The organism is Pedobacter nototheniae (genome assembly GCF_004335085.1).
Taxonomy (GTDB): domain Bacteria; phylum Bacteroidota; class Bacteroidia; order Sphingobacteriales; family Sphingobacteriaceae; genus Pedobacter; species Pedobacter nototheniae.
The window spans coordinates 19,230-40,724 of sequence record NZ_RQRS01000023.1 but is presented as its reverse complement, the minus strand read 5'-3'; the positions used below and the strand labels follow the sequence as shown (position 1 = coordinate 40,724).

The following is a 21,495-nucleotide window of genomic DNA, read 5'->3' as shown; positions in this document are numbered from 1 at the left end:
ATACTAAAAATTGAGCGTAACACGAGAAATACATTGGTTTCCCAATAGAAATAGGAGAAAAGTTTAGGTTGCATTAGGGATGATTTAAAGGCTTGAAGATAACATTTTTATTACAAAATAATAAAGTGAAAAATAAAAATATTAGAGCTTGTAAGAATAGGTTTTAAGCTAAAAAGCCTGATTGCATTACAATCAGGCTCAATTTATTAAATTAATTTATTTAAAAAATTGCAGGGTATTTATCTGGCTTACTTTCATGCATCATTTGATAAATGGTTTCCACAACATCATCTACAGATGGTTTACTAAAATAGTCGCCATCTGAGCCAAATGGAGGACGATGCGCTTTTGCAGTCAGTGTTTTAGGCTGTCCATCTAAGTAAAAATAACCTTTTTGTTCCTCCAATATTTTCTGTAAAATATAAGCAGATCCACCACCTGGTACATCTTCATCAACAACTAAAAGTTTATTGGTTTTTTGTAGAGAATTTGCACAAACATGATTGGTATCAAACGGCAATAAAGTTTGTGGATCAATAATTTCTACTGAAATACCCATCTGAAGCAACTCTTCTGCCGCTTCCTGTACCACTCTTAAAGTAGAGCCATAAGATACCACAGTTATATCTGTTCCTTCTTCAATAACTTCAGCTAATCCAAGTGGCACCGTAAATTCGCCGACATTATTTGGCAATTTTTCTTTTAATCTATAGCCATTTAAACACTCAATAACTACGGCAGGTTCATCCGCTCTAAATAGCGTATTGTACATTCCGGCAGCTTGTGTCATATCGCGAGGTACGCATAAATGTAATCCTCTTAAAGATCCCAACAGCATAGAAATTGGTGATCCTGAATGCCAAATACCTTCCAAACGGTGTCCTCTGGTACGTACAATCATAGGTGCTTTTTGGATTCCTTTTGTACGGTAAGCTAATGATGCTAAATCATCACTTAAAACATTGAGTGCAAAAATTAAGTAATCCAGGTATTGAATTTCAGCAATGGGCTTTAAACCACGCATGGCTAAACCAATTCCTTGCCCCATAATTGTCATTTCGCGAATACCAGTATCAGTGATTCGTAATTCACCATATTTAGCCTGCAAACCTGCAAAACCCTGGTTTACATCACCAATATTCCCTAAATCTTCACCAAAAGCAACTAATCTCTGATCGCGGGCAAAATTTTCATTAAAGCAAGCGTTTAGCACTTCCCTGCCATCAACCATTTTAGATAAATCGTCATATTGGGCTGCTACGACAGGAATATTATCAGGACGATCTTTTCCGTTTGTATGTAATTTTGAATTATATCTATCGTAGTTTAATTCATCTTGATTTTCATACCAGGTTAAAAATGCCTCACGTTCTGGAGTATTAAATTGTGCAGATAAGCGGATTGCTTTACGGGCAGCAGAAAACACTTCTCTTCGTTGCGCATCAGCGGTTGAAGCCAACTGACTGGCAATTTTAGCCAGTTCTGGCTGATGTTTTGCCAAGCCACTAATAAAATCTACAACCTGTTTTTGTTCAGGTTTAATGCTTTCTAAAAATTCATTCCAAGCTTCTTTTTGAGCATTTCGAACTAATATTTTGGCATTTTTTTCTATTTCAGCAATCTCTTCTTCTGTTACAATTGCAGATTCAAGCATCCACTCACGCATTTTCAAAATACAATCGTGCTCAGTTTCCCAAGTTAACCTGTCTTTTGATTTATAACGCTCGTGTGAGCCTGAAGTAGAGTGTCCTTGCGGCTGAGTAAGCTCCGTAACGTGAATTAAAACAGGAACATGCTCTTCTCTACATACCGCTATTGCCTTTTCATAAACCTCGCATAAAGCAGGATAATCCCAGCCTTTAACTTTATAAATTTCATAACCAAGATTATCGGCATCACGCTGAAAACCTTTTAAAACTTCAGAAATATCTTCTTTTGTAGTTTGGTATTTAGCTGGCACAGAAATACCATAAGCATCATCCCAAATGGAAATAGCCATAGGAACCTGTAAAACTCCGGCTGCGTTAATGGCTTCAAAAAATACTCCTTCTGATGTGGATGCATTACCAATAGTACCGAATGCAACCTCATTACCGCCAACAGAAAAATGTTTTAAATAATCCAGTTCTTTATTATTTCTAAATAATTTAGAAGCATAGGCAAGGCCAACTAAACGAGCCATCTGTCCTCCTGTTGGAGAAATATCAGAAGAGCTGTTTTTTATTTTTGTTAAATCATTCCAGCTTCCATCTTCATTGACAGATTTCGTTGCAAAATGGCAATTCATCTGTCGGCCGCCAGAAAAAGGATCAGCATCTGTAGCTGGATTGGCATATAATTGGGCAAAAAATTCTTTAATTGTTGATATGCCGGTAGCAAAGGCAAAGGTTTGATCTCTGTAATAGCCAGAGCGCCAATCTCCATTTTTAAAGGCTTTTGCCATAGCAATTTGTGGCACCTCTTTACCATCACCAAAAATACCAAACTTAGCCTTACCTGTTAATACTTCTCTACGACCTAAAACACTGGCCTGCCGACTCTCAAAGGCAATTTTATAATCGTTTGTAACGATAGATTTAAAATCGTTGAAACTTAATTCAGAAGCATCAATAGAATTGGTAATAAGTTTTTCATTCTGCATCATGATCTATTATTGGTTGCGGGCAAATATAAACAAAATTAAAAGTTTGCCTTTACACTAAACAGTAAAATTATATATTGGTTATTAAAATATTACTGGAATAGTTTTTGTTTTATACGTAAAACAATTAAATTTGTTTTAATAAAAAGTTTTAAAAAATATCTAAAAACATAACATGAAAAAGATCTTAGTATTATTCGCTTTTGTAATGGGTTTCGGTTTAGCATCTAAAGCACAAACTAAACCTGCTGAGTTTAAATTTGAATCAGAAACTCATGATTTCGGTAAAGTTGTTTTAAACAAACCGGTTTCATTTGATTTTAAATACACCAATACTGGTGAGGAGCCTTTAATTATTACTAAAGCTGAAGGTAGCTGTGGTTGTACTGTTCCTAAATATACTACTACACCTTTAAAACAAGGTGAAACTGGTACCATTTCGGTTACATTTAACCCTGCAGGTAGCCCAATGCCATTTACTAAAACTGTTACCATTACTTCTAACGCTAAAACACCTATTAAAGTGCTTTATATCAAAGGAGAAACTGTTGCAGCTGCATCTAAATAATTTTTAACCGATTATATTTAAAAAGTCCCGATTTTCATCGGGACTTTTTTATTTTTGTGCCATGCCAAAGATTTCACAAAAAGGCCTGCAGATGCCTGCATCGCCAATCAGAAAGTTAACGCCATTTGCCGATAAAGCTAAACAGGATGGTAAAAAGGTTTTCCATTTAAATATTGGTCAGCCAGATATTGAAACTCCAGAAGGGATGTTAAACGCCATCAAAAACATTGATTTTAATGTTTGGGCCTATACCCCATCCGAAGGAACATTAAGCTACCGTACCAAGTTAACAGAGTATTATAATAAATTAGGTTACAACATTAAACCCGAAAATATTTTAGTAACCGTTGGCGGTTCTGAGGCCATCACCATCGCCATGCAAACCTGTGTAAATGAAGGTGATGAAATTATTATTCCTGAACCTTTTTATGCAAACTACAATGGTTTTGCCTGCATGAGTAATGTAGTAGTAAAGCCAATTTTATCATATATTGAAAATGGTTTTGCGCTGCCTCCTATTGCAGAGTTTGAAAAATTAATTACCGAAAAAACAAAAGCAATCATCATCTGTAACCCTAATAACCCTACTGGATACCTATATTCAAAGGAAGAATTAGAGGCTTTAAAATCGCTTTGCTTAAAATATGATCTATTCCTATTCTCTGATGAAGCATACCGCGAATTTTGTTATGATGGCCGCGAGTTTATTTCGCCAATGCATTTAGATGGACTAGAGGAAAACGTTGTAATTATGGATACCGTTTCTAAACGTTATAGTGCTTGTGGTGCTCGTTTAGGCTGCTTAATTACTAAAAATGCAGATGTTATTGCCTCAGGATTAAAATTTGCACAAGCAAGATTAAGTCCTGGTATGGTTGAACAAATTGCTGGTAGTGCTGCTGTTGATACTCCTGATAGTTATTTTGAAAAAGTAAATACAGAATATACTTTACGCCGTGATACATTGGTTAGCCGCTTAAATAATATTGATGGCGTTTTTTGTCCTAACCCAGGTGGTGCTTTTTATGTTGTAGCAAAGTTTCCTATTGATGATGCAGACAAGTTTTGCCAATGGATTTTGGAAGAATTTAATTATAACAATCAAACTGTGATGATGGCGCCTGCTACGGGTTTTTATTCTACACCTGGCTCAGGTAAAAATGAAGTTCGTATGGCTTATGTTTTAAATATCGACGATTTAAATACGGCTATGGATTGTTTAGAGGTTGCTTTACAACAATATCCTGGTAGAACGAAATAGTTTACAATTTTCAATTTTTAGTTCAAAGTTTTAAATGCCAAATATTAGTTTACAGCTATTATTTGGCATTTTATTTGTACATTTGCCTTTGGTTAATTGTTTGATGTGTTGTCTAGAGTAGACAGCTGCAAATTGATAACTGCAAATTGAACTGGGGCCGTTCTTGGATTTGACGGGGTGGCGAAGGTTATGTTAGCATGCAGTGCGTTGTACGGAGAGCACTTAAAGTGAACGTTCACATTTTAGTTGGCGAAAATACTTACGCCTTAGCTGCTTAGTTTAGAACTAATTAGCTTTTGTCCCTCTAACTGCTGCATTGTTGGGTTAGAATCTGGGGCATCGAAACAACAAAGCTGGCCTTAACGGAGGTACGACGTAAGGTGAGATAAAGTATCTAAGGATTTAAACAAGGTCGGTTTTCAGCCCGTTTATTTCCCGACAATCAATTGAAAAATAAGCATGTAGAAGGTATAATTTATCTCACAACTGGACAAGGGTTCGACTCCCTTCGGCTCCACAAAAGCCCTGAAAGCAAAAACTTTCAGGGCTTTTTTATTTCCAAATATTAGAAAAACAATCAAACCTTAAGCTTTTTTAACAGATAAGAGTTTCCCTAATCATCTAATTATCAAAATAGTTTGACTAAATTTTCGCCCAAGCAAGTAAAAGCCAAACTAATTTTGCTAAAGAGCTTTGTAAATGTTGGACACATGAAAGTGGGACAAATGAAACACCAAACATTATTAAAAAGACATGTACAAAAATTTATAAATAATAGTTTGTACCAGCGGAATAAACTATGTCTAGCTGATAATTCCAAATTAGAAGTTTCCTCTTTTTAAGAATCTAATGTTTTACAAATTCATTACAACGGCTTATCACTAATATGCATATTTGGGTAAAACTAATCACTAAATTTGGTTGTACCCTACTAGTTAGTTTGAGTATTAAAATCCTAAAACCTAACTCAATAATTAATATGAAAGATGCCTGGACTAAAAGATGGGATGACAGATATGCAAGTGATGAATTTGCTTATGGCGAGGAACCAAATCAGTATTTAAAGGACCAAATAACTAAATTAAATACTGGAAAAATACTTTTTGCCGCCGAGGGCGAAGGTCGCAATGCCGTGTTTGCAGCTAAAATTGGTTGGGTTGTTTCAGCATTCGATATTAGTATTGAAGGACAAAGAAAAGCCTTAAAACTTGCCAAAAAAAATAATGTGGCTATTGATTATAAAATTGGAGAACTGGAAGCTTTAGGTTTTCAAGAGGAACAATTTGATGCAATCGCATTAATTTATGCCCATTTCCCTGCTGATATTAAATCTACAATTCATAATCTGCTTGATAAATATTTAGTTAAAGGTGGAATTATAATTTTTGAAGCATTTAGTAAAAGTCATGTTGATTATTTAGCAAAAAATGAAAAAGTTGGCGGCCCAAAAGATATTAATGCCTTGTTCTCAATTGAGGAAATCAAAGCAGATTTTAGCAGTTACGATTTCATAGAGTTAAAAGAAGAAGAAATTCATCTTAATGAGGGTGTTTATCATAATGGCCAAGGTTCTGTTATTAGATTTGTTGGTCAAAAAAAATAAAAATTGAAGCCCGTGATCTTTACAGCAAATAAAATGAACTTTTTAACAAAACAAACTATTCATTTTTATGTCCATCTTTGATTAGACAATATTTAGAATTTATGGAAATTAAGGTCATTATTACGGGTGCAACGGGTTTAGTTGGCGAAGGGGTTCTTTTAGAATGTTTAGAGCATCCAAGTGTTGTAGAAGTACTTATGGTTAACAGGAAACCTCACTTATTAAAGCATCCTAAGCTTAAAGAGTGCCTTATTTCAGATTTCTTAAACCTTGAAGAATATTCAGAACAATTAACTGGATACAATGCTTGTTTTTACTGCGCTGGAATTAGCTCCAATGGCTTAAATGAAAAAACCTACAGCTATATTACTTATGATATTACCCTTCATTTTGCTCAAAAAATTCTGAACTTAAATCCTGAAATCATATTTAGCTTTATTTCAGGAAGCCATACGGATGCTGAAAGCAAAGTAATGTGGGCAAAAGTTAAAGGTAAAACTGAAAACGCTCTAATGGAACTGCCTTTTAAAAAAGAATATAACTTCCGTCCGGGTATTATGAAACCAACCCCAGGGCAAAAAAATATTAAGGGCTTTTACAAAATAATCAACAATCTATATCCTTTAATTCATTTTATTTTCCCTAAACAAAGTAGTACAATGAAACAGGTAGGTTTAGCGATGATAAATAGTCTGTTGAAAGGTTATCCAAAACAAATATTGGAAATTTCGGACATCAAATTACTTGCTTCAGCCACAAATTAAGCTAGTTAAATTACCCAGAAGAACGTCAATTGAAGCTATTTGGAATGAAACCTACCCTACAGAAGTTTACGATTCTAATTTTGTGGATGAGCAGATTAATAGTTATTACAATAGCGAAAAGATTATGGGTATTTTGTTAAAACATTTGCCAGCGTAATTATTTTATCTCATTCATTGGTCTTTTTGGTCTTATTTCTTTAGTAGCTACACAAAGAACCATTCAAATACAATAAATGCACTTAAGTACGAATAATTTAAATGCTTTTCTTAGCCATAATCTCAAAAAAATAAAGACAAAAAAAATGCAGATAATTCATATTATCTGCATTTTTCGGTTGGTTGATTGGGATGATTTAATAGTTTATGCAAGTCTAACGTTAACTGCGTTTATACCTTTTTTACCATCTTGAGTATCGAAAGTTACTTTATCTCCTTCTTTAATTCCGTCTTTTAATCCTGATACGTGAACGAAAATTTGCTCACTTGTGCTGTCATCAATGATAAATCCAAAGCCTTTTGTTTCATTAAAAAATTTTACTGTACCTGTTTTCATTTTATTCTTTTTTTTGATTTTATAGTTTAAATATAAAAGTTTATTATTTAAACTTACTATAATGTAGTTTTTTTTAGGTTAAAAAAATATCAAAAGTGTATATATCTATCTTTTAATATATTCTACCCCACAACACGAACCCATCAATATTTGTTTTAAAATAGTTAAACTAACATCAATTAACTTATAATCACTGCATTTTAGGAATTTATGTAATCAATCATCGAATATATCTGCGCATATTATTTTATAAAATATTCCTAATAACGCTATAATGTAGCCAAACCATTCATATTTTTCTTTGTTATTTTTACATTGAATGTTAAAAATTTATCTTTATCATTTAATTAAAATTCAATTTTTTCTTTAGCCGTATACCAATTACTAATGAACAGCAATAACCTACGTTTTACCAGCGAACAGCTTCTTGATGTGTTAGCCCTTTCTGAAAACCCAACTGCCATTTACAGCTCGGAGCAGATGACAATTCAGGCGGCAAACGATGCTATTATAAGTTTATGGGGCAAAGACCGTAGTGTTATCGGAAAAACAATTGAAGAAGCTCTTCCTGAATTGGCAGATCAACCTTTTAAGGAAATATTTTTAAATGTGCTTCGCACTGGCGAAACTTATCAATCTGAAAATATGCCTGCCGAGCTTGAAGTTAACGGTAAAAGAAAACTTTATTATTTCGACTTTAAATACAGAGCGATTAAAAATGATGCCGGCGAAACATATTGCGTTTTAAATACTGCAGTAGATGTAACAAAACGTTATGAAAATCAAATTGCAATAAAAGAAGCTGAAGAAAGAGAGCAAGAATTAAATGAGGAGTTAGCTGCTTCAAATGAAGAACTTGCTGCTATGAATGAGGAACTTGCAGCCATGAATGAGGAGTTAAGAAGCACCAACGAAGAGCTTATTTATTCTTTTGAGCACATACAATCTCTTAATCAAAATATTACTGATAGTGAATTACAGCTAAATTTTGCTATTGATGCCGCTAATTTAGGTACCTGGGATTTAGATCCTCAAACCAATAAATTTCAAGGAAACGAAAGATTAAAAAGTTGGTTTGGACTCCAATCAGATGATAAAATCGATCTTAGTAATGCTACGGATGTAATTATAGAAAAAGATCGTGAAAAGGTTATTTCTGCAATCTCTAATGCAATGACTTTTAACTCAGGTGGCAATTTCGACATAGATTACACCATAATTAGTCCGCTAACCAATATAGAAAGAATGGTTAGAGCTAAAGGAAAGGCACTTTTTAACGAAAACCAAGAAGTAACCCGATTTAGTGGAACGCTACAAGATATTACTGAAGAAGAAAAGGTTAGACTAGCTTTAAGAGATACCACTTTAGGACTACAAATTGCTTTAGATGCTGCCAGGTTAGGTTCTTATGATCTGGATTTAACAAGTGGAATAATGATTTGCTCAGATCAATGCAAGAAAAACTTTGGTATTGAGCCTAATAAAACATTCAATTACCCTGAATTAATGGATATTATTTTACCTGAATATAAAGAATACGTTCAAAAGCAAATAAAAAATGCTTTGGATAACGACAGTATTTATCAGGCAGAATATCCGATTAGATGGGCTGATGAAAGTGAACATTGGATCAGAGCATCGGGTAAGCCCCACTATAACAGTGCAGGGAAAGCTGTTAGAATTACAGGGGTTACCTTCGATATTACCGATCAACGTAAGGACGATTTGAGAAAAAACGACTTTATAGGCATGGTTAGCCATGAACTTAAAACTCCACTCACCTCTTTAAAGGGTTATATCCAAATGTTGCAATTTAAAGCTGCAAAGAATGGCGATATCGTTACAGAGCAATCTTTGGCCAAAGCAGATTTACAAATCCATAAAATGAATACCATGATTAATGGTTTCTTAAGTGTATCAAGATTAGAATCGGGAAAGATTTTTTTAGAGAAAAGTAAATTTCAACTCGATGAGCTGGTGAGAGAGACTGTTGAAGATAATCAACTACTTTATCCAAGTTATAAAATTAAGATGGAATTTAGCGAGGCGGTTACGGTTGATGCAGATCGGGATAAAATTGGGCATGTAATTTCTAATCTTATCAGTAATGCGGCAAAGTATTCAAAACTGGATACAGAGATAACGATTAATTGTAAGGTAGAGTCTAATTTAGCTTTTGTAAGCATTAAAGATGATGGAATGGGCATTGCTTCTAGTGAAATTCCCTTTATTTTTGATCGATATTATCGTGTAAAAACAAAAACTAATATTTCTGGCTTTGGAATTGGCCTGTACCTAAGTGCTGAAATTATACAACGACATGGTGGAAAAATTGGCGTAGATAGCCAAATAGATAAAGGAAGCATATTTTGGTTTACGCTTCCTTTAAATTAATTGGTATTATTTGATTAAAGGCCTAAAGCTTGAAGAAGTTTCTCTCCAACAAGTTCTGATGAAGCAGGATTTTGTCCTGTAATTAAATTTCCATCAACAATTGCAAAACCTTTCCAATCTTCACCACGAACGTAATCTGCACCCTTACCTTTTAACATATCTTCTAACAAGTAAGGAGCCTCTGCTACGGATTTTCCAGCAATTTCCTCGCTATTAGTAAAACCTGCAACTTTTTTTCCTTTTACCAGTGGATCTCCATTCGCTGCCTTAACGTTTTCTAAAGCTGCAGGTGCATGGCAAACTAACGCTACTGGTTTACCCTCAGCATAAAAACTTTCAATAATGTGAATAGATTCTTTATTCTGAGGCAAATCCCACATTGGTCCATGTCCACCTGGATAATATACGGCATCGTAATCATTAATATTAAGGTCTGCAAGTTTTACCGTATTATTTAATCTTTCAATGGTTTCTTTATCCCCATTAAACTTTTTAACCGCATCTGTTGCAAAATCAGGCGATAAACTTTTAGGGTCAATTGGTGCCTTTCCTCCTTTTGGGGTTGCGATGGTAATTTCTACGCCCTTATCTTTTATTAAATAATATGGCGCTGCAAACTCTTCAATCCAAACACCTGTTTTGTTTCCCGTTGTTTTAACTTCATCTACAGAAGTAACTACAAATAAAATTCTTTTTGCTTTCATTTTTTTCTGATTGTTTATTAAGCCGTTTTGTCCATAACTATTAAGTGCAATAAGACTAAAAAGTACGGTAATTATTAAATTAGCTTTCATTGTTGTAAATTTTATTCAAAGATGCTTGTAAATTAGCAGTCGTTTCAAGGAAGTATATCACCAATTAGTAGTGATATACATCACAACAAACTGTTTTAAAACATTTTTTAAATATGACAATAGCCCTTAGGCAACATATAGAGCAGATTATTCCACTTACAGATGATGAATTTGATTTTATACTAAGTCATTTCCATCAAAAGAAATATAAAAAACATCAATTCCTAATTCAGGAAGGCGACGGTGTTAATCAAGAATATTTTGTAATTGATGGTTTATTAAAATCATACGTAACTCAGGGTGATGGGAAAATGCACATTATACAGTTTGCTATGGAAAATTGGTGGATTTCTGATTATCAGGCTTTGCTTTACCAAACTAAGGCAAGTTATGATATTGATTGTATAGAAGATACCACTGTGCTGGTGCTTAATGCTGAAAATAAGGAAAAACTTTGTGCGGCTTCTCATAAAATGGAGCATTTTTTCAGACAGAAAACGCTTTCTGGTTACATCGCTATGCAAAAAAGAGTGCTTTCTTTTATGGCAAATGATGCACAATCCCGATATCAACAGCTATTTGATCTTTATCCAACCTTATTTCAAAGAATTCCAAAATCTATGATTGCAGCTTATTTAGGTGTATCAAGAGAAACTCTAAGTAGATTAAAACTCACATAAATACCGCCATTTAAACAAAAAATTTATTTAAAATAAAAAGCCCTTCAATCCTGAGAGGGCTTTCTAGTTGTCTATCCCTATATAAATAGGAAAGTAAATTTAATTATTGCTTTACACATTTTTGGGTTTTGAATAAACTGAACAAATAAAATTAAGTCTGCTTATTCATTCCGAATAGTTGTGGATCTTATATATAAATATGCCATTTTCAATAAGTAATTTGCATAAGCTACGTCTTCATTACGCTCAATATAAAAGCTTATCCACCCAGATTTTTTAAAAATATGATGATCTTTCACCCTACCTTCCTCAAGTAATTTCTTTTTGACTGTTTTGCTGAACAAAATATCAAGAATGCCATTACTATGAACGTGCCCTATCTCTTTTTTATCGAGATTAAATTGCGTTCCACCAAACTTATGAAGTTTAACATTTATGTCTTTCCATGTTAAAACTTCAGTTTCAATTTCATCAATCCAATTTAATTTTTCAGGCTTGGTTAATAATATCCATATCTTAATTCCGCTATCAAACACTAATGCAGCAAGTGGTATTGATTTTAGAAAACCTAATCGGTTTACGACAAAGCCAAACATTATTTTTCGCTTAATACTTTTATGTGTTCCATAACCCTCAAATGTACATTCCTAGTCACACTTTCTGCCCAAATATCATAATACCAAGTAGGGAAAACATGTAGCTTGTACCAACTATTTCCAATTAATGTGGTGGTTCCATTTCCATTATCTTTTAATAAAAATTGACCTCTTAAAATATCAATATGGCCCATAATTTCAGGATCAAGGGGCTGATTTACAATGTCAAAAGTTAGGTTTTTGTTCACATCGAAAGTCACAATCTTTTCATCAAAAACATATCCATTGCTAAATATACATTTACGGCCAGCTCCATTTTTATAACCTGTAACAGTAGTTTGCATCGGTGATGGCATTCCAACTTTAAAAAGCCAGAAATCATTCGGTTGTTTAATTTTATCAAAAGCAACAACATTTCCCCAAATTTTAGCAGGACTAGCATTTATAATTATTTCATCTGAAACCATATTTTCATAATAATGATCCGATAGAGAATCTACAATAAAAACAACAAATAATAAGGAAAGTATACTCACATTTAAAGTTTGATTCTTTCTCCTAAACATCATTTTGCCAATAAAGACACCAGTAATAATGAATGCGAAAATAAGCGGAGATACAATAATTAAACAGATGCTTCCTTCCCCCAGAAAAGTAAAGCTAAGTAAAAGTGTAATTACTCCATTAAGAATAGAATAACCGATCAGGGATTTACTTTTTAAATTAAGATTCCGCCAAAACCAAATGCTCGTTATCCCCATTAACAACGGAATAATGACAAATTCTGAGAAAACCAATTCTCCACTCGATCTTACGTTGAGGTATTTATTTAGCCAGATTATAAAAATTGCGGCAACATTAGGTATTATAAAGCCTAACATTTTTGGGGTAATAATTCTTTTCATGAGCTTACGGTTAATTCTTTCTATGAATCAAACATAAGAAATATTACTAAACTTTCAAAAATTACTGAAAATTAAATTTAAACGTAAATTATTCGACCCCTCTTACACCTTGAACAGGTAAAACGTATACCGATGTTGATGCAGTAATGAATAGAAACGATCTGTTTTTTCCACCAAAGCAAATATTACCGGTCCAATTATCAGGAATATCGATATGGGCAATTTTATCACCGTTGGGTTTATAAATATTTACACCTTTTCCCGTTACATAAATATTGCCTTGGTTATCAAGTGTCATTCCATCCGATCCCTGGTTTAAAACTAGCTGCTGATTACTTAATGTACCATTTAAATTGATTTGATATTTGTATGTTTTGCCCGCTTTTGCATCTGCTACGTATAAAAATTTTCCATCAGGTGTACCTACAATTCCGTTGGGTTTTATCACATCATCAGCAACTATAATAGCAGTTTTTTTTCCTTTGGGGAGATAATAAACTTTTTCACCTACTATTTCAGGTGATTTACGCGTCCAATAATCTCTTTGATAATAAGGATCGGTAAAATAAATACCACCTTTTGCATCTAGCCAAATATCATTGGGACCATTTACCTTTTTACCCTCGTAATCACTAAATAAAACCTTTATTTTTTTGTGTGGATCTATAGACCATATTTCGTTATTTTCATCAGCACAGACAATCAAATTGCCTTTTTTATCGAAATAAGTTCCATTAGCTCTTCCAGTTTTATCCATGTACAAACTGAGTTTTCCATTGGTATCATACTTCCAAATTTTATCATTAGGCTGATCTGTAAAAAAAACATTGCCATCGCGATCAACAGATGCACCTTCAGTAAATTTAAACTGAGCGGAAATCAATTTTAAACTATCCTGAACAAAAATTGGAATTTGATTAGATTGTGCATATACAACTGAAAAAGTTGAAGTAAAAAATAACGTCAAAAGACTAAAACGGATCTTCATAAATTAATATTAATAGTTATGCAAGGTGCTTATTTATAAGGCACCATCCAAATAACAATTTTAATTTAATCGTTGTTAGCTTACTCTTTTACCTTTTAAAAGCATATCTAAAGCATGCTGAAGCGTTCCCGCCTTTTGTACTTCGCCTTCATTTACGAAATAGATTTCATCTGCATTTTCGATTGTATTTAATCGGTGAGCTATAATTACCAAAGTGGTTTCTTTTGAAAGTTTATTCAAAATAGTGCCCAATAGTTGCTCTGTAATAGTATCAATATTTGCTGTTGCTTCATCCAGAATTAACAAATCAGGATTACGCAAAACGGCACGCATGAAGGCTATAAGTTGCTTTTGACCAAGGCTGATACTATCGGATCCTGAGGTAACTTGTGTATTTAAACCTTCATCAAAGATGGCTAAAAGTGCATTTAAATTAGCTTCTTCAATAATATTTTTAAGTTCGTCATCACTTACATCTTTATACTGGCTGTTTCCATATAAGATATTATCCTTAACGGTTCCAGTAAATAAAAATGGTTCTTGTAAAATGAAACCAATTTTTTGAGTACGCTCTTCAGCACTAAAAGTTCTTATATCTTTACCGTTCAGAAAAACAGTTCCACTCGTCGCATCGTATAAACGGGCAATTAATGATGCCGTAGTAGTTTTACCACCTCCAGTTGGGCCAATTAAAGCGTAAGTTTTACCTTTTTCGAAAGTTAGATTAATGTTATGAAGAATTTCTTTGCCTTCATCATAAGAGAAATGTACATTCTTAAACTCAAGCAAAGAATTAGAAGAAGCTGTTTCATTACTCTCAATTTGTTTTAAATCAGTTTCTAACAATAAAATTTGAGAAATTCTATCCCAACTTGCCATAGCCACCTGGAAACTTGTCCACAAAGCAGCCAATTGCCTTAACGGATTATAAAAGTTTGTACTATATGCGATGTAACTTACCAATAAACCGATTGAAAAATCGCCGATGGAGATTAAATGAATGCCATATAAAAGTACAATAAGTTGTGCTACACTAGAAAATAAACCATAAACAGGTACAAAAATATTATTTGCTAATCCTGCGCCGATGGCTGTTTTATAGTTTTCTTTATTTGCTTCGTCAAAACGTTTTCTAAAATAATCGCGACGGTTGAAGGCAATAATCACTTTAAAATTATTCAGACTTTCCTGAATTTCAGCACTCATTCCTCCAACACTTTTTAGGTTTTTCGCATTCTTCTTTTTCACCCACGGAGATAAAACTGTTGTAAATAGAACAATTAAAACTGCTGGGGCTAAAGTTGCTGCGCCTAAATCGATATGGATAGAAAGCAAGAAAATACCTGCGCCAATCATGGTTACAATACTTCCGATAAACTGCATTAACGATTGCGAGAAAAATTGATTCAGTTTATCCGTATCATTATTTACCCTCGAAATTAAATCACCGGCTTTATTTTGACTAAAAAAAGAAACGGGTAATTCCTGTAATTTATTAAAAATGGCGTTACGCAAAGTATACAGCATGCGCTGTCCAACTCCACCCATTAATTTGGTTTGTGTATAACCTGTAACCATAGCAATGAGATACATACCCAATAAAATGGCACCAAATATTAGTACGCCATGGTATTGTTTGGTACGGATGTAAGCATCAATGGTATGCCCAAAAAGCAACGGACCTAAAAGTAATAGCCCCGAATTAACCAGAATAGCAATTAAAGCCAGCCAAAGGTTTTTTCGCTCTGCTGAAATTAATTTAAGTAATCTTTTAAGCGCTTTATATGTAGATTGCTTTTCCTGTTGTGGAGTAAGCTCGTTAAGATTGTAATTCATAATTGCTGGTACTCTGTTGTGAAGTATAAATCTGAACGTATTCTGGACTGGTTTTTAAAAGTTCCTGATGCGTTCCCTTTGCAAGAACTTCTCCTTGCATTAATAAAACAACTTGTTCATAATGCTCTACAGAGGCTATTTTTTGGGTTACTGAAAGTAAGGTTAAACCCGGATAATTGCGTTGGATATTTTCTAAAATTCTTTTTTCGGTATTATTATCTACTCGAGCCGTAAAATCATCAAGCAACAATACTTTTGGATTTACTGCAAGGGCTCTAGCAAGCATAATCCGCTGTTTTTGTCCACCGGAAAGGCTATTGCCACGCTCAGAAACAATTGTATTCAGCTTTTCGGGCAATGCATCAACAAAATCTTTTAGTTCGGCAGTTTCAATTGCTTTTTCTAAAGATTCATCTGTTACGGTATCGCTAAAAGCAATATTTTCGCGAATACTCATATTAAAAATAATACTATCCTGAAATACGAAACCAACTTGTTTATGAAAATTTTCTTGATTATAGTTTTTAATCAATTGATTATCAAAAAGTACTTCTCCGCTATTTGGTTCAATTAATCCCGTTAGTATATACAGTAATTGTGTTTTCCCAGCTGCCGTTGGTCCAATAATAGCTGTTTTTGATCCAGCTTTTACTTTAAAGGAAACATCTTTTAAAACTGGTTTTTGGCCAAATAATAAAGAAATATTTTTCATTTCTAAATCACCATTTAATTTTTCCATAATGGAACCATCATGCTTTACTTCAGCCGCATTTAATATGCTTTCTATCCTTTGATACGAAGCGGATGACTGCGCAATCACGTTGCTCATGAAGCCAATTACTAAAATTGGAAAGATCAAAATAGCCAAATAACTACTGAAAGCGGTAAACTCACCCAAGCTCATGCTATTGGTAATTACGTAATGCCCACCCAATACCAAAATGGTCAGTCCGGCAAGGTTGGAAACAAAAATAATTATGGGTATCAAGCCTGCAAACATTCTTAAAATGGATAATCCTAAATCTCTAGCTTTAGAGTTAGCATCCAAAAATTTATTATATTCTAGCTGTTGCGAGTTAATTACACGAATTAATGCAGAACCTAAAATACTTTCGTTTATTACCTTGTTTAACCAATCGATTACTTCGCGACTTTTTTTAAATAACACTTTCACTTTGCTTAATACAAAGAAAAAAGCACCACCAATTATAGGAACAATGGCAATAACACAAAGTGCCAGTTGCCAGTTAATCATTAATAGTAAAACGCTGGCACCAACGATTAAAAAGATAGATGATGCAATGGAAACAATGGCCTGAGACACAAACATTTTAATTGCATCGGCATCCGAAGTTAGGTTTGTTAATAGTTTTGATGGATTTGCCTGAATCACAAAGGCGTGGCTTTGGCGAGAAATCTGATCGGAAAGTTTTGTCCTTAAATCCCTTGCAACCCGCTCTGAAGCATAAGTTTGTACAATACTTTGCAGATAAGTAAAAATAAAAACCAGAATTATAGCACCAGAAAACTGTAATAAAATAGGTTCTACTTTAAAAGTTTTATTGGTATAGGCGTCAATTCCATGCGCAATAATTTTAGGTAGAAGTAAATTTATACCATTACTTAAAAGTGCAAAAAGTATAAGTAAGGAGATTAAACCTTTGTAAGAGCCTAGTAAGCTAAAAATACTGCTTTTTTTGGCTTCTTTTGTTTTGTCCATTTATTGAAGATACTTTGTATTCTTCAAATTTAACTGATTTATTTGAAACGAATTAAATATTATGGAAAAATAGGATTATTAGGAAGAAATACTCTTGTATTATATCGGAAGACACCATAAATCGTTTTGATTTTAATCGTGTCTTCCTGATATTTTTTAAATTGAAAAGGAGTTATTTACCTTCTTTAAGTACCATATCAATAGTAATAGCAGTGGCTACAATAGCTACTTTTTGATTATTTTCTGCATAATTAGGATCAATTGATACATTATACTTATCAGCAGTAGTAAAAACTTCTTTTAAGGCTCCAGCCCATTTTTTGCTAATTTTACCCATTTCTACTCCATTATTATTCGTAATGGTAAAATTCCAGGCTTTCCAATCACCAGAAATTTGTGCAATCTGTGCGCCCGAAGCTGGGTCAGTGATTGTAAATGTTGGTTTAAAAAATTTAAACTTCTGTTTAATCGTTCCCACTTCCACTCCAAATGGATCAGTAACTGTAATTTTCGACATCCAGAAAGTCCAGCCTCTACTTATCGTGGCCTGCAACTGATCGTTTACATCTGTAATTTCTAGTTTAAACGGCATCATTGCTTTGTTTATCAACAATGTTAATGCCTTATGCCAACCACTAATTCGTTGTTTAATAATACCAATTTGTGCGCCTTGATCGTTGTAAACTTTATACTCATTAGCGAATTTTAAGAAATTGACTTTTTCATCAATAAAATACTCGTCGCTCAGAAAGAACGTTGGAATTTGTTTACTCATTTTTTAGATTTTCCTTAGGTTAAGCCCGAAAATAACTATTTTTTGTAAACTGATTATAATTTGTTGATTAATTTTAAAAATTATCAATCCTATTTAACACCGCTTTACCAGTTAAAGATTGTTAACTTTGCAAATTGAAATTGCCATTGAAGATAATGGCTAACTAATTTGATATGATTGAGATAGGAAAATACAACGAATTACGAATTTTAAGTAAAACTGAAGCTGGATTAAACTTAACTGATGGTGATAAACTAGTGCTGTTGCCTTATGTACATGTACCTGCAGGTGCTGAAATTGGCGACAACTTAAACGTATTTGTTTTTGTACAAAAAGATGGCAGATTAACTGGAACTACACAAAAAGCATACGCCACAGTTGGCGATTTTGCTTTCCTGAAGGTTGTTTCTGATGGTGAAGATGGTGTTTTTATGGATTTAGGTATTGATAAAGATATTTATGTACCACAACGTGAGCAAAAAAGGCCAATGCAAAAAGGCTATAAATATGTAGTGTACGTTTTCCTTGATGAAGGTAACGACCGCTTATTGGCATCATCAAAATTATACGATTTTGTTGAGGAAGAGGGTTTTGATTTTGAAGAAGGTGATGAAGTTAGCCTATTAATTACTGAAGAAACCGATTTAGGCTTTAATGCCATAATTAACAATAAGTACATTGGATTACTTTACTTTAACGAGGTTTTTGTTGATGTACAACCAGGTGATGTTAGAAAAGGCTGGATTAAAAAAATTAGAGTCGAAGGTAAAATCGATTTAACCTTACAGCCTAGTGGATATGGTCATATATTAGACTCTAAAGTCATGATTATGAAAGAGTTGAAGAAAAGCAATGGTATAATTGAATTGGGTGATAAAAGTTCTCCTGATGAGATTTACCATAGATTTCAAATCAGCAAAAGTGCTTTCAAAAAAACCATTGGCTCTTTATATAAGGAGCGTTTAATTTCTATATCTGATGATGAAATTAAACTTTTGACGGATGAAGATGCTGAATAAATAAATTGAAAAGCCCTGATTTTAATTAAAATCAGGGCTTTTTTATGTCTAATTTAAGTTAAACTTATTGTTTTGAACTTTCACCGCATTGGATGCGGATACAATACCAACGATTAAAACACCAATTGCTATTGCCAAAATAACTTGGAAGGTGGAATAAATTTTAGTTCCTGAAACAAAGATTTTCGAATCGTTAATCAACTCATCTCCTACGTTGGATTGGATTTTTATTAAAGCCGATAGCTTTTTTAGTGTATTAGCTGATATTTCTCTCCCGGTTGACTCATAAATTTTACGTCCGTTTTGCAAATCAATACTGGCTATATTTAATATTTTAGACTCAAACTCCTTTTGAATGAATAATGTATTTTTTAAGTCATTAAGAAAACGTTGCTCCTGTTTCACGAGCAAAGTAAGCTGATATTTATTGATAATTGAATCTATTTTATTGTTATGCTGATTTAGTTTTAATAAGCCGTTTGCAGGTGAGATATTTTGATCGGTAAAAATTAAAATATTTTGCAGCACTGTGGTTTTCTGATATAAATTTTCGGCGATAAAATAAAGATCTGTTGCTGGTACCAACCTATCATTATACATGGAAACAAATGATTCGTTAATATTTTTAACGCTTTTATCCTCCAAAAAACGAATAAGAAGAGAGCAACACATGATACAAAAAAGTAGAAATGCGATTTTTATTTTGTTCTTAAGGCTAAAAGCAAATTTCATAATAAGTGGTTAAACTTTAAATGTAAGCATTAAAAAGTTTAACGCAAAAACAGGTTTGTAAATCAACGATAACATTACAAAAAGCATCTATTTCGAGATAAAAATATACAGGAAATGCTTAAAAATAATCTTCCTCACCTGCCGAAGCAAAAAGTTGAGGAGCAAAATTAACCAAGTATAATTCCTTTTTAGCCCTGGTAACCGCTGTGTATAACCAACGCAAAAAATCTAGATCAATCATTTCCTCCGTTAAATAACCTTGATCGGCAAAAACAGCATCCCATTGGCCGCCTTGTGCCTTATGACAAGTAACTGCATAGGCAAATTTAATTTGCAAGGCATTATAAAATGGATCTTGCTTAATGGCAAGCATCCGCTGTCTTTTATTAGCAATGTGCGAATAATCTTCATTTAATCCTTCAAAGAGTTGCTTATTTTGCTCGTAAGGTAAGTTTGCAGTCTCAATATTTAATGTATCCAGCATTACTTTACAACTTATGGCACCTGCAGATGGAAAATCCATAAACTCTAAAGTTGCTTCTGCAAAACGAAACCCATAACGCTCCTCCTCACCACGTACCCGTACCACCTTTGCCATATCGCCATTGGCAATAAAGGCTGTTTCGTCATTATCAGGAAGCCAGAAATAATTATTTCTCACAACCATAATCTGGTCTCCACCTGTTAATTCTTCTTCGCGGTACAATAACCTAGCTCTAATTTGTTGATTGTAAACATTAGCTGATTTATTGGAACGACAAACCACCAAGGTATTTTCCATTCCGTATTTGCGGTATGCATATTCCAAACCCTCTACCAAACGGGCGCCACCCATATTAAAGATATCTTTGTAGTTTTTGGTCAAAAACTTAGGTAAAGGATTTTCAGGGTTTTGAGAAATCTGCTTTCTCAGCATGGTTGCATTTGCTAAAATCCCCGATTTCTTCTCCTGTCGCACTACTTCTTTTAACTCGACAGTGCTTATGGTTAAAGCAAATTTATCTTTAAGGTATTGCTCGTTTAAGGCGGGGCTATCCAAGCTACCAACTGGTGGTAACTGAGCGGTATCTCCCACAAAAAGGAGAAAACAATTTTTGCCGTTATAAACAAACTCCAATAAATCTTTTAAAATAGATGAGCCCGCATCATTCCATTCGTCGGCAATCATGGATGCCTCATCTATAATAAAAAGTGTATTTTCTGAAAGGTTTGGGGCAATCTGAAAAAGCATTTCTGGCGAAGCTGCCGATCTTTTTCTATAAATTCTTTTGTGTACGGTAAGTGCTTTTTTTGCTGAATATTGACTCATTACCTTAGCTGCACGCCCAGTTGGGGCAAGCAACTCACTTTTTAAACCAAATTTTGGTAATGATTTTACTAAAGCAGCTACAGAGGTGGTTTTCCCTGTTCCTGCATAACCTTTTAGCACAAAACAACGGTATTCGTCTTCTTCCTGCAAAAATATGGACATACGCTCGCAAAAAAGCAATTGTTCTTTTGTTGGTGTATGATTATAGGCTTGGGCAATTAGATGACTTTTATTAAGCATTAGTGTTCTTCAAATTTTTGAGCTGCATTTCCATCATTAGTTCATTCGTAATCATCATCCTATCCTCTATTCATTCTATAATTTACTAACTCAACCACGCTCTAATTACTTAACGCC

The 21,495-nt window shown here is 33.7% G+C and carries 19 protein-coding genes and 1 other RNA gene; 9 read left to right on the top strand and 11 right to left on the bottom strand.

The genetic code is table 11. The annotated features are described in order from the left end of the window. Nucleotides 1-220 precede the first annotated feature (220 nt). Nucleotides 221-2,644 (bottom strand): alpha-ketoacid dehydrogenase subunit alpha/beta, encoded by a 2,424-nt coding sequence (locus tag EHC72_RS18080; protein ID WP_131539120.1) that lies wholly within the window; start codon nucleotides 2,642-2,644, stop codon nucleotides 221-223. 172 nt (nucleotides 2,645-2,816) lie between these two features. Between EHC72_RS18080 and EHC72_RS18075 the strand changes: the two genes are divergently transcribed. From EHC72_RS18075 to EHC72_RS22730, 6 genes are all read left to right on the top strand, one after another. Then, entirely contained in the window at nucleotides 2,817-3,209 is a 393-nt protein-coding gene (locus tag EHC72_RS18075) for a DUF1573 domain-containing protein (protein WP_131539119.1), read from the top strand. A 61-nt stretch (nucleotides 3,210-3,270) separates the two neighbouring features. After that, on the top strand, nucleotides 3,271-4,470 hold the full coding sequence (locus EHC72_RS18070) for a pyridoxal phosphate-dependent aminotransferase (RefSeq protein ID WP_131539118.1): 1,200 nt from the start codon (nucleotides 3,271-3,273) through the stop codon (nucleotides 4,468-4,470). Between the two features lie 153 nt (nucleotides 4,471-4,623). Continuing rightward, nucleotides 4,624-4,990, top strand: a transfer-messenger RNA (tmRNA) gene (ssrA, locus tag EHC72_RS18065). Between the two features lie 459 nt (nucleotides 4,991-5,449). Then, complete coding sequence (locus tag EHC72_RS18060; RefSeq protein WP_131539117.1) at nucleotides 5,450-6,073, top strand: class I SAM-dependent methyltransferase; 624 nt, start codon at nucleotides 5,450-5,452, stop codon at nucleotides 6,071-6,073. A gap of 101 nt (nucleotides 6,074-6,174) precedes the next feature. After that, complete coding sequence (locus EHC72_RS18055; RefSeq protein WP_131539116.1) at nucleotides 6,175-6,837, top strand: NAD-dependent epimerase/dehydratase family protein; 663 nt, start codon at nucleotides 6,175-6,177, stop codon at nucleotides 6,835-6,837. Then, on the top strand, nucleotides 6,818-6,994 hold the full coding sequence (locus EHC72_RS22730; RefSeq protein ID WP_165585863.1) for a hypothetical protein: 177 nt from the start codon (nucleotides 6,818-6,820) through the stop codon (nucleotides 6,992-6,994). The genes EHC72_RS18055 and EHC72_RS22730 overlap by 20 nt, the downstream gene beginning before the upstream one ends. Nucleotides 6,995-7,198: 204 nt before the next feature. Here EHC72_RS22730 and EHC72_RS18050 read toward each other — a convergent pair whose 3' ends face one another. Then, nucleotides 7,199-7,390, bottom strand: a complete 192-nt coding sequence (locus EHC72_RS18050; protein ID WP_131539115.1) for a cold-shock protein — start codon at nucleotides 7,388-7,390, stop codon at nucleotides 7,199-7,201. A 387-nt stretch (nucleotides 7,391-7,777) separates the two neighbouring features. Here EHC72_RS18050 and EHC72_RS18045 point away from each other — a divergent pair, with 387 nt between their 5' ends. Next, nucleotides 7,778-9,784, top strand: a complete 2,007-nt coding sequence (locus EHC72_RS18045) for an ATP-binding protein (protein ID WP_131539114.1) — start codon at nucleotides 7,778-7,780, stop codon at nucleotides 9,782-9,784. 14 nt (nucleotides 9,785-9,798) lie between these two features. Here the strand turns inward: EHC72_RS18045 and EHC72_RS18040 are convergent, their stop codons facing one another. Then, the gene (locus EHC72_RS18040) at nucleotides 9,799-10,578 is read right to left on the bottom strand and encodes a type 1 glutamine amidotransferase domain-containing protein (protein WP_131539113.1); all 780 of its coding nucleotides are present in this window, start codon (nucleotides 10,576-10,578) and stop codon (nucleotides 9,799-9,801) included. A gap of 113 nt (nucleotides 10,579-10,691) precedes the next feature. Here EHC72_RS18040 and EHC72_RS18035 point away from each other — a divergent pair, with 113 nt between their 5' ends. After that, nucleotides 10,692-11,258 carry a Crp/Fnr family transcriptional regulator gene (locus tag EHC72_RS18035; protein ID WP_131539112.1) on the top strand — a complete coding sequence of 189 codons (567 nt, stop codon included), beginning with the start codon at nucleotides 10,692-10,694 and terminating at the stop codon, nucleotides 11,256-11,258. A gap of 161 nt (nucleotides 11,259-11,419) precedes the next feature. Here EHC72_RS18035 and EHC72_RS18030 read toward each other — a convergent pair whose 3' ends face one another. The 6 genes from EHC72_RS18030 to EHC72_RS18005 all read right to left on the bottom strand — a co-directional run bounded on the left by EHC72_RS18030 (nucleotide 11,420) and on the right by EHC72_RS18005 (nucleotide 18,078). Further along, on the bottom strand, nucleotides 11,420-11,854 hold the full coding sequence (locus EHC72_RS18030) for a luciferase domain-containing protein (protein ID WP_246029459.1): 435 nt from the start codon (nucleotides 11,852-11,854) through the stop codon (nucleotides 11,420-11,422). Further along, nucleotides 11,854-12,759, bottom strand: coding sequence for an SRPBCC family protein (locus tag EHC72_RS18025; RefSeq protein WP_131539110.1), 906 nt, complete (start codon nucleotides 12,757-12,759; stop codon nucleotides 11,854-11,856). The genes EHC72_RS18030 and EHC72_RS18025 overlap by 1 nt, the downstream gene beginning before the upstream one ends. A gap of 88 nt (nucleotides 12,760-12,847) precedes the next feature. Next, nucleotides 12,848-13,747: an SMP-30/gluconolactonase/LRE family protein gene (locus EHC72_RS18020; protein WP_131539109.1), complete on the bottom strand. Its 900-nt coding sequence runs from the start codon at nucleotides 13,745-13,747 to the stop codon at nucleotides 12,848-12,850. 75 nt (nucleotides 13,748-13,822) lie between these two features. Continuing rightward, nucleotides 13,823-15,583, bottom strand: coding sequence for an ABC transporter ATP-binding protein (locus EHC72_RS18015; protein ID WP_131539108.1), 1,761 nt, complete (start codon nucleotides 15,581-15,583; stop codon nucleotides 13,823-13,825). Next, nucleotides 15,567-17,303: an ABC transporter ATP-binding protein gene (locus tag EHC72_RS18010; RefSeq protein WP_131539107.1), complete on the bottom strand. Its 1,737-nt coding sequence runs from the start codon at nucleotides 17,301-17,303 to the stop codon at nucleotides 15,567-15,569. The genes EHC72_RS18015 and EHC72_RS18010 overlap by 17 nt, the downstream gene beginning before the upstream one ends. A 172-nt stretch (nucleotides 17,304-17,475) precedes the next feature. Continuing rightward, nucleotides 17,476-18,078, bottom strand: coding sequence for an LURP-one-related/scramblase family protein (locus tag EHC72_RS18005; RefSeq protein WP_131539106.1), 603 nt, complete (start codon nucleotides 18,076-18,078; stop codon nucleotides 17,476-17,478). A gap of 173 nt (nucleotides 18,079-18,251) precedes the next feature. Here EHC72_RS18005 and EHC72_RS18000 point away from each other — a divergent pair, with 173 nt between their 5' ends. Further along, nucleotides 18,252-19,097 carry a CvfB family protein gene (locus tag EHC72_RS18000; RefSeq protein ID WP_131539105.1) on the top strand — a complete coding sequence of 282 codons (846 nt, stop codon included), beginning with the start codon at nucleotides 18,252-18,254 and terminating at the stop codon, nucleotides 19,095-19,097. Nucleotides 19,098-19,145: 48 nt separating this feature from the next. Here EHC72_RS18000 and EHC72_RS17995 read toward each other — a convergent pair whose 3' ends face one another. Both EHC72_RS17995 and EHC72_RS17990 read right to left on the bottom strand, forming a co-directional pair. Beyond that, a complete protein-coding gene (locus EHC72_RS17995; RefSeq protein WP_131539104.1) occupies nucleotides 19,146-19,829 on the bottom strand; it encodes an MCP four helix bundle domain-containing protein in 684 nt (227 codons plus the stop codon). 118 nt (nucleotides 19,830-19,947) lie between these two features. Next, entirely contained in the window at nucleotides 19,948-21,378 is a 1,431-nt protein-coding gene (locus EHC72_RS17990) for an ATP-dependent DNA helicase (RefSeq protein ID WP_131539103.1), read from the bottom strand. Between the last annotated feature and the right edge of the window lie 117 nt (nucleotides 21,379-21,495).

Coding starts and splice junctions, on each gene's coding strand:
- EHC72_RS18080 (WP_131539120.1), bottom strand. CDS start 2,644: ATGATGCAGAATGAAAAACTTATTACCAATTCTATTGATGCTTCTGAA.
- EHC72_RS18075 (WP_131539119.1), top strand. CDS start 2,817: ATGAAAAAGATCTTAGTATTATTCGCTTTTGTAATGGGTTTCGGTTTA.
- EHC72_RS18070 (WP_131539118.1), top strand. CDS start 3,271: ATGCCAAAGATTTCACAAAAAGGCCTGCAGATGCCTGCATCGCCAATC.
- EHC72_RS18060 (WP_131539117.1), top strand. CDS start 5,450: ATGAAAGATGCCTGGACTAAAAGATGGGATGACAGATATGCAAGTGAT.
- EHC72_RS18055 (WP_131539116.1), top strand. CDS start 6,175: ATGGAAATTAAGGTCATTATTACGGGTGCAACGGGTTTAGTTGGCGAA.
- EHC72_RS18050 (WP_131539115.1), bottom strand. CDS start 7,390: ATGAAAACAGGTACAGTAAAATTTTTTAATGAAACAAAAGGCTTTGGA.
- EHC72_RS18045 (WP_131539114.1), top strand. CDS start 7,778: ATGAACAGCAATAACCTACGTTTTACCAGCGAACAGCTTCTTGATGTG.
- EHC72_RS18040 (WP_131539113.1), bottom strand. CDS start 10,578: ATGAAAGCTAATTTAATAATTACCGTACTTTTTAGTCTTATTGCACTT.
- EHC72_RS18035 (WP_131539112.1), top strand. CDS start 10,692: ATGACAATAGCCCTTAGGCAACATATAGAGCAGATTATTCCACTTACA.
- EHC72_RS18030 (WP_246029459.1), bottom strand. CDS start 11,854: ATGTTTGGCTTTGTCGTAAACCGATTAGGTTTTCTAAAATCAATACCA.
- EHC72_RS18025 (WP_131539110.1), bottom strand. CDS start 12,759: ATGAAAAGAATTATTACCCCAAAAATGTTAGGCTTTATAATACCTAAT.
- EHC72_RS18020 (WP_131539109.1), bottom strand. CDS start 13,747: ATGAAGATCCGTTTTAGTCTTTTGACGTTATTTTTTACTTCAACTTTT.
- EHC72_RS18015 (WP_131539108.1), bottom strand. CDS start 15,583: ATGAATTACAATCTTAACGAGCTTACTCCACAACAGGAAAAGCAATCT.
- EHC72_RS18010 (WP_131539107.1), bottom strand. CDS start 17,303: ATGGACAAAACAAAAGAAGCCAAAAAAAGCAGTATTTTTAGCTTACTA.
- EHC72_RS18005 (WP_131539106.1), bottom strand. CDS start 18,078: ATGAGTAAACAAATTCCAACGTTCTTTCTGAGCGACGAGTATTTTATT.
- EHC72_RS18000 (WP_131539105.1), top strand. CDS start 18,252: ATGATTGAGATAGGAAAATACAACGAATTACGAATTTTAAGTAAAACT.
- EHC72_RS17995 (WP_131539104.1), bottom strand. CDS start 19,829: ATGAAATTTGCTTTTAGCCTTAAGAACAAAATAAAAATCGCATTTCTA.
- EHC72_RS17990 (WP_131539103.1), bottom strand. CDS start 21,378: ATGCTTAATAAAAGTCATCTAATTGCCCAAGCCTATAATCATACACCA.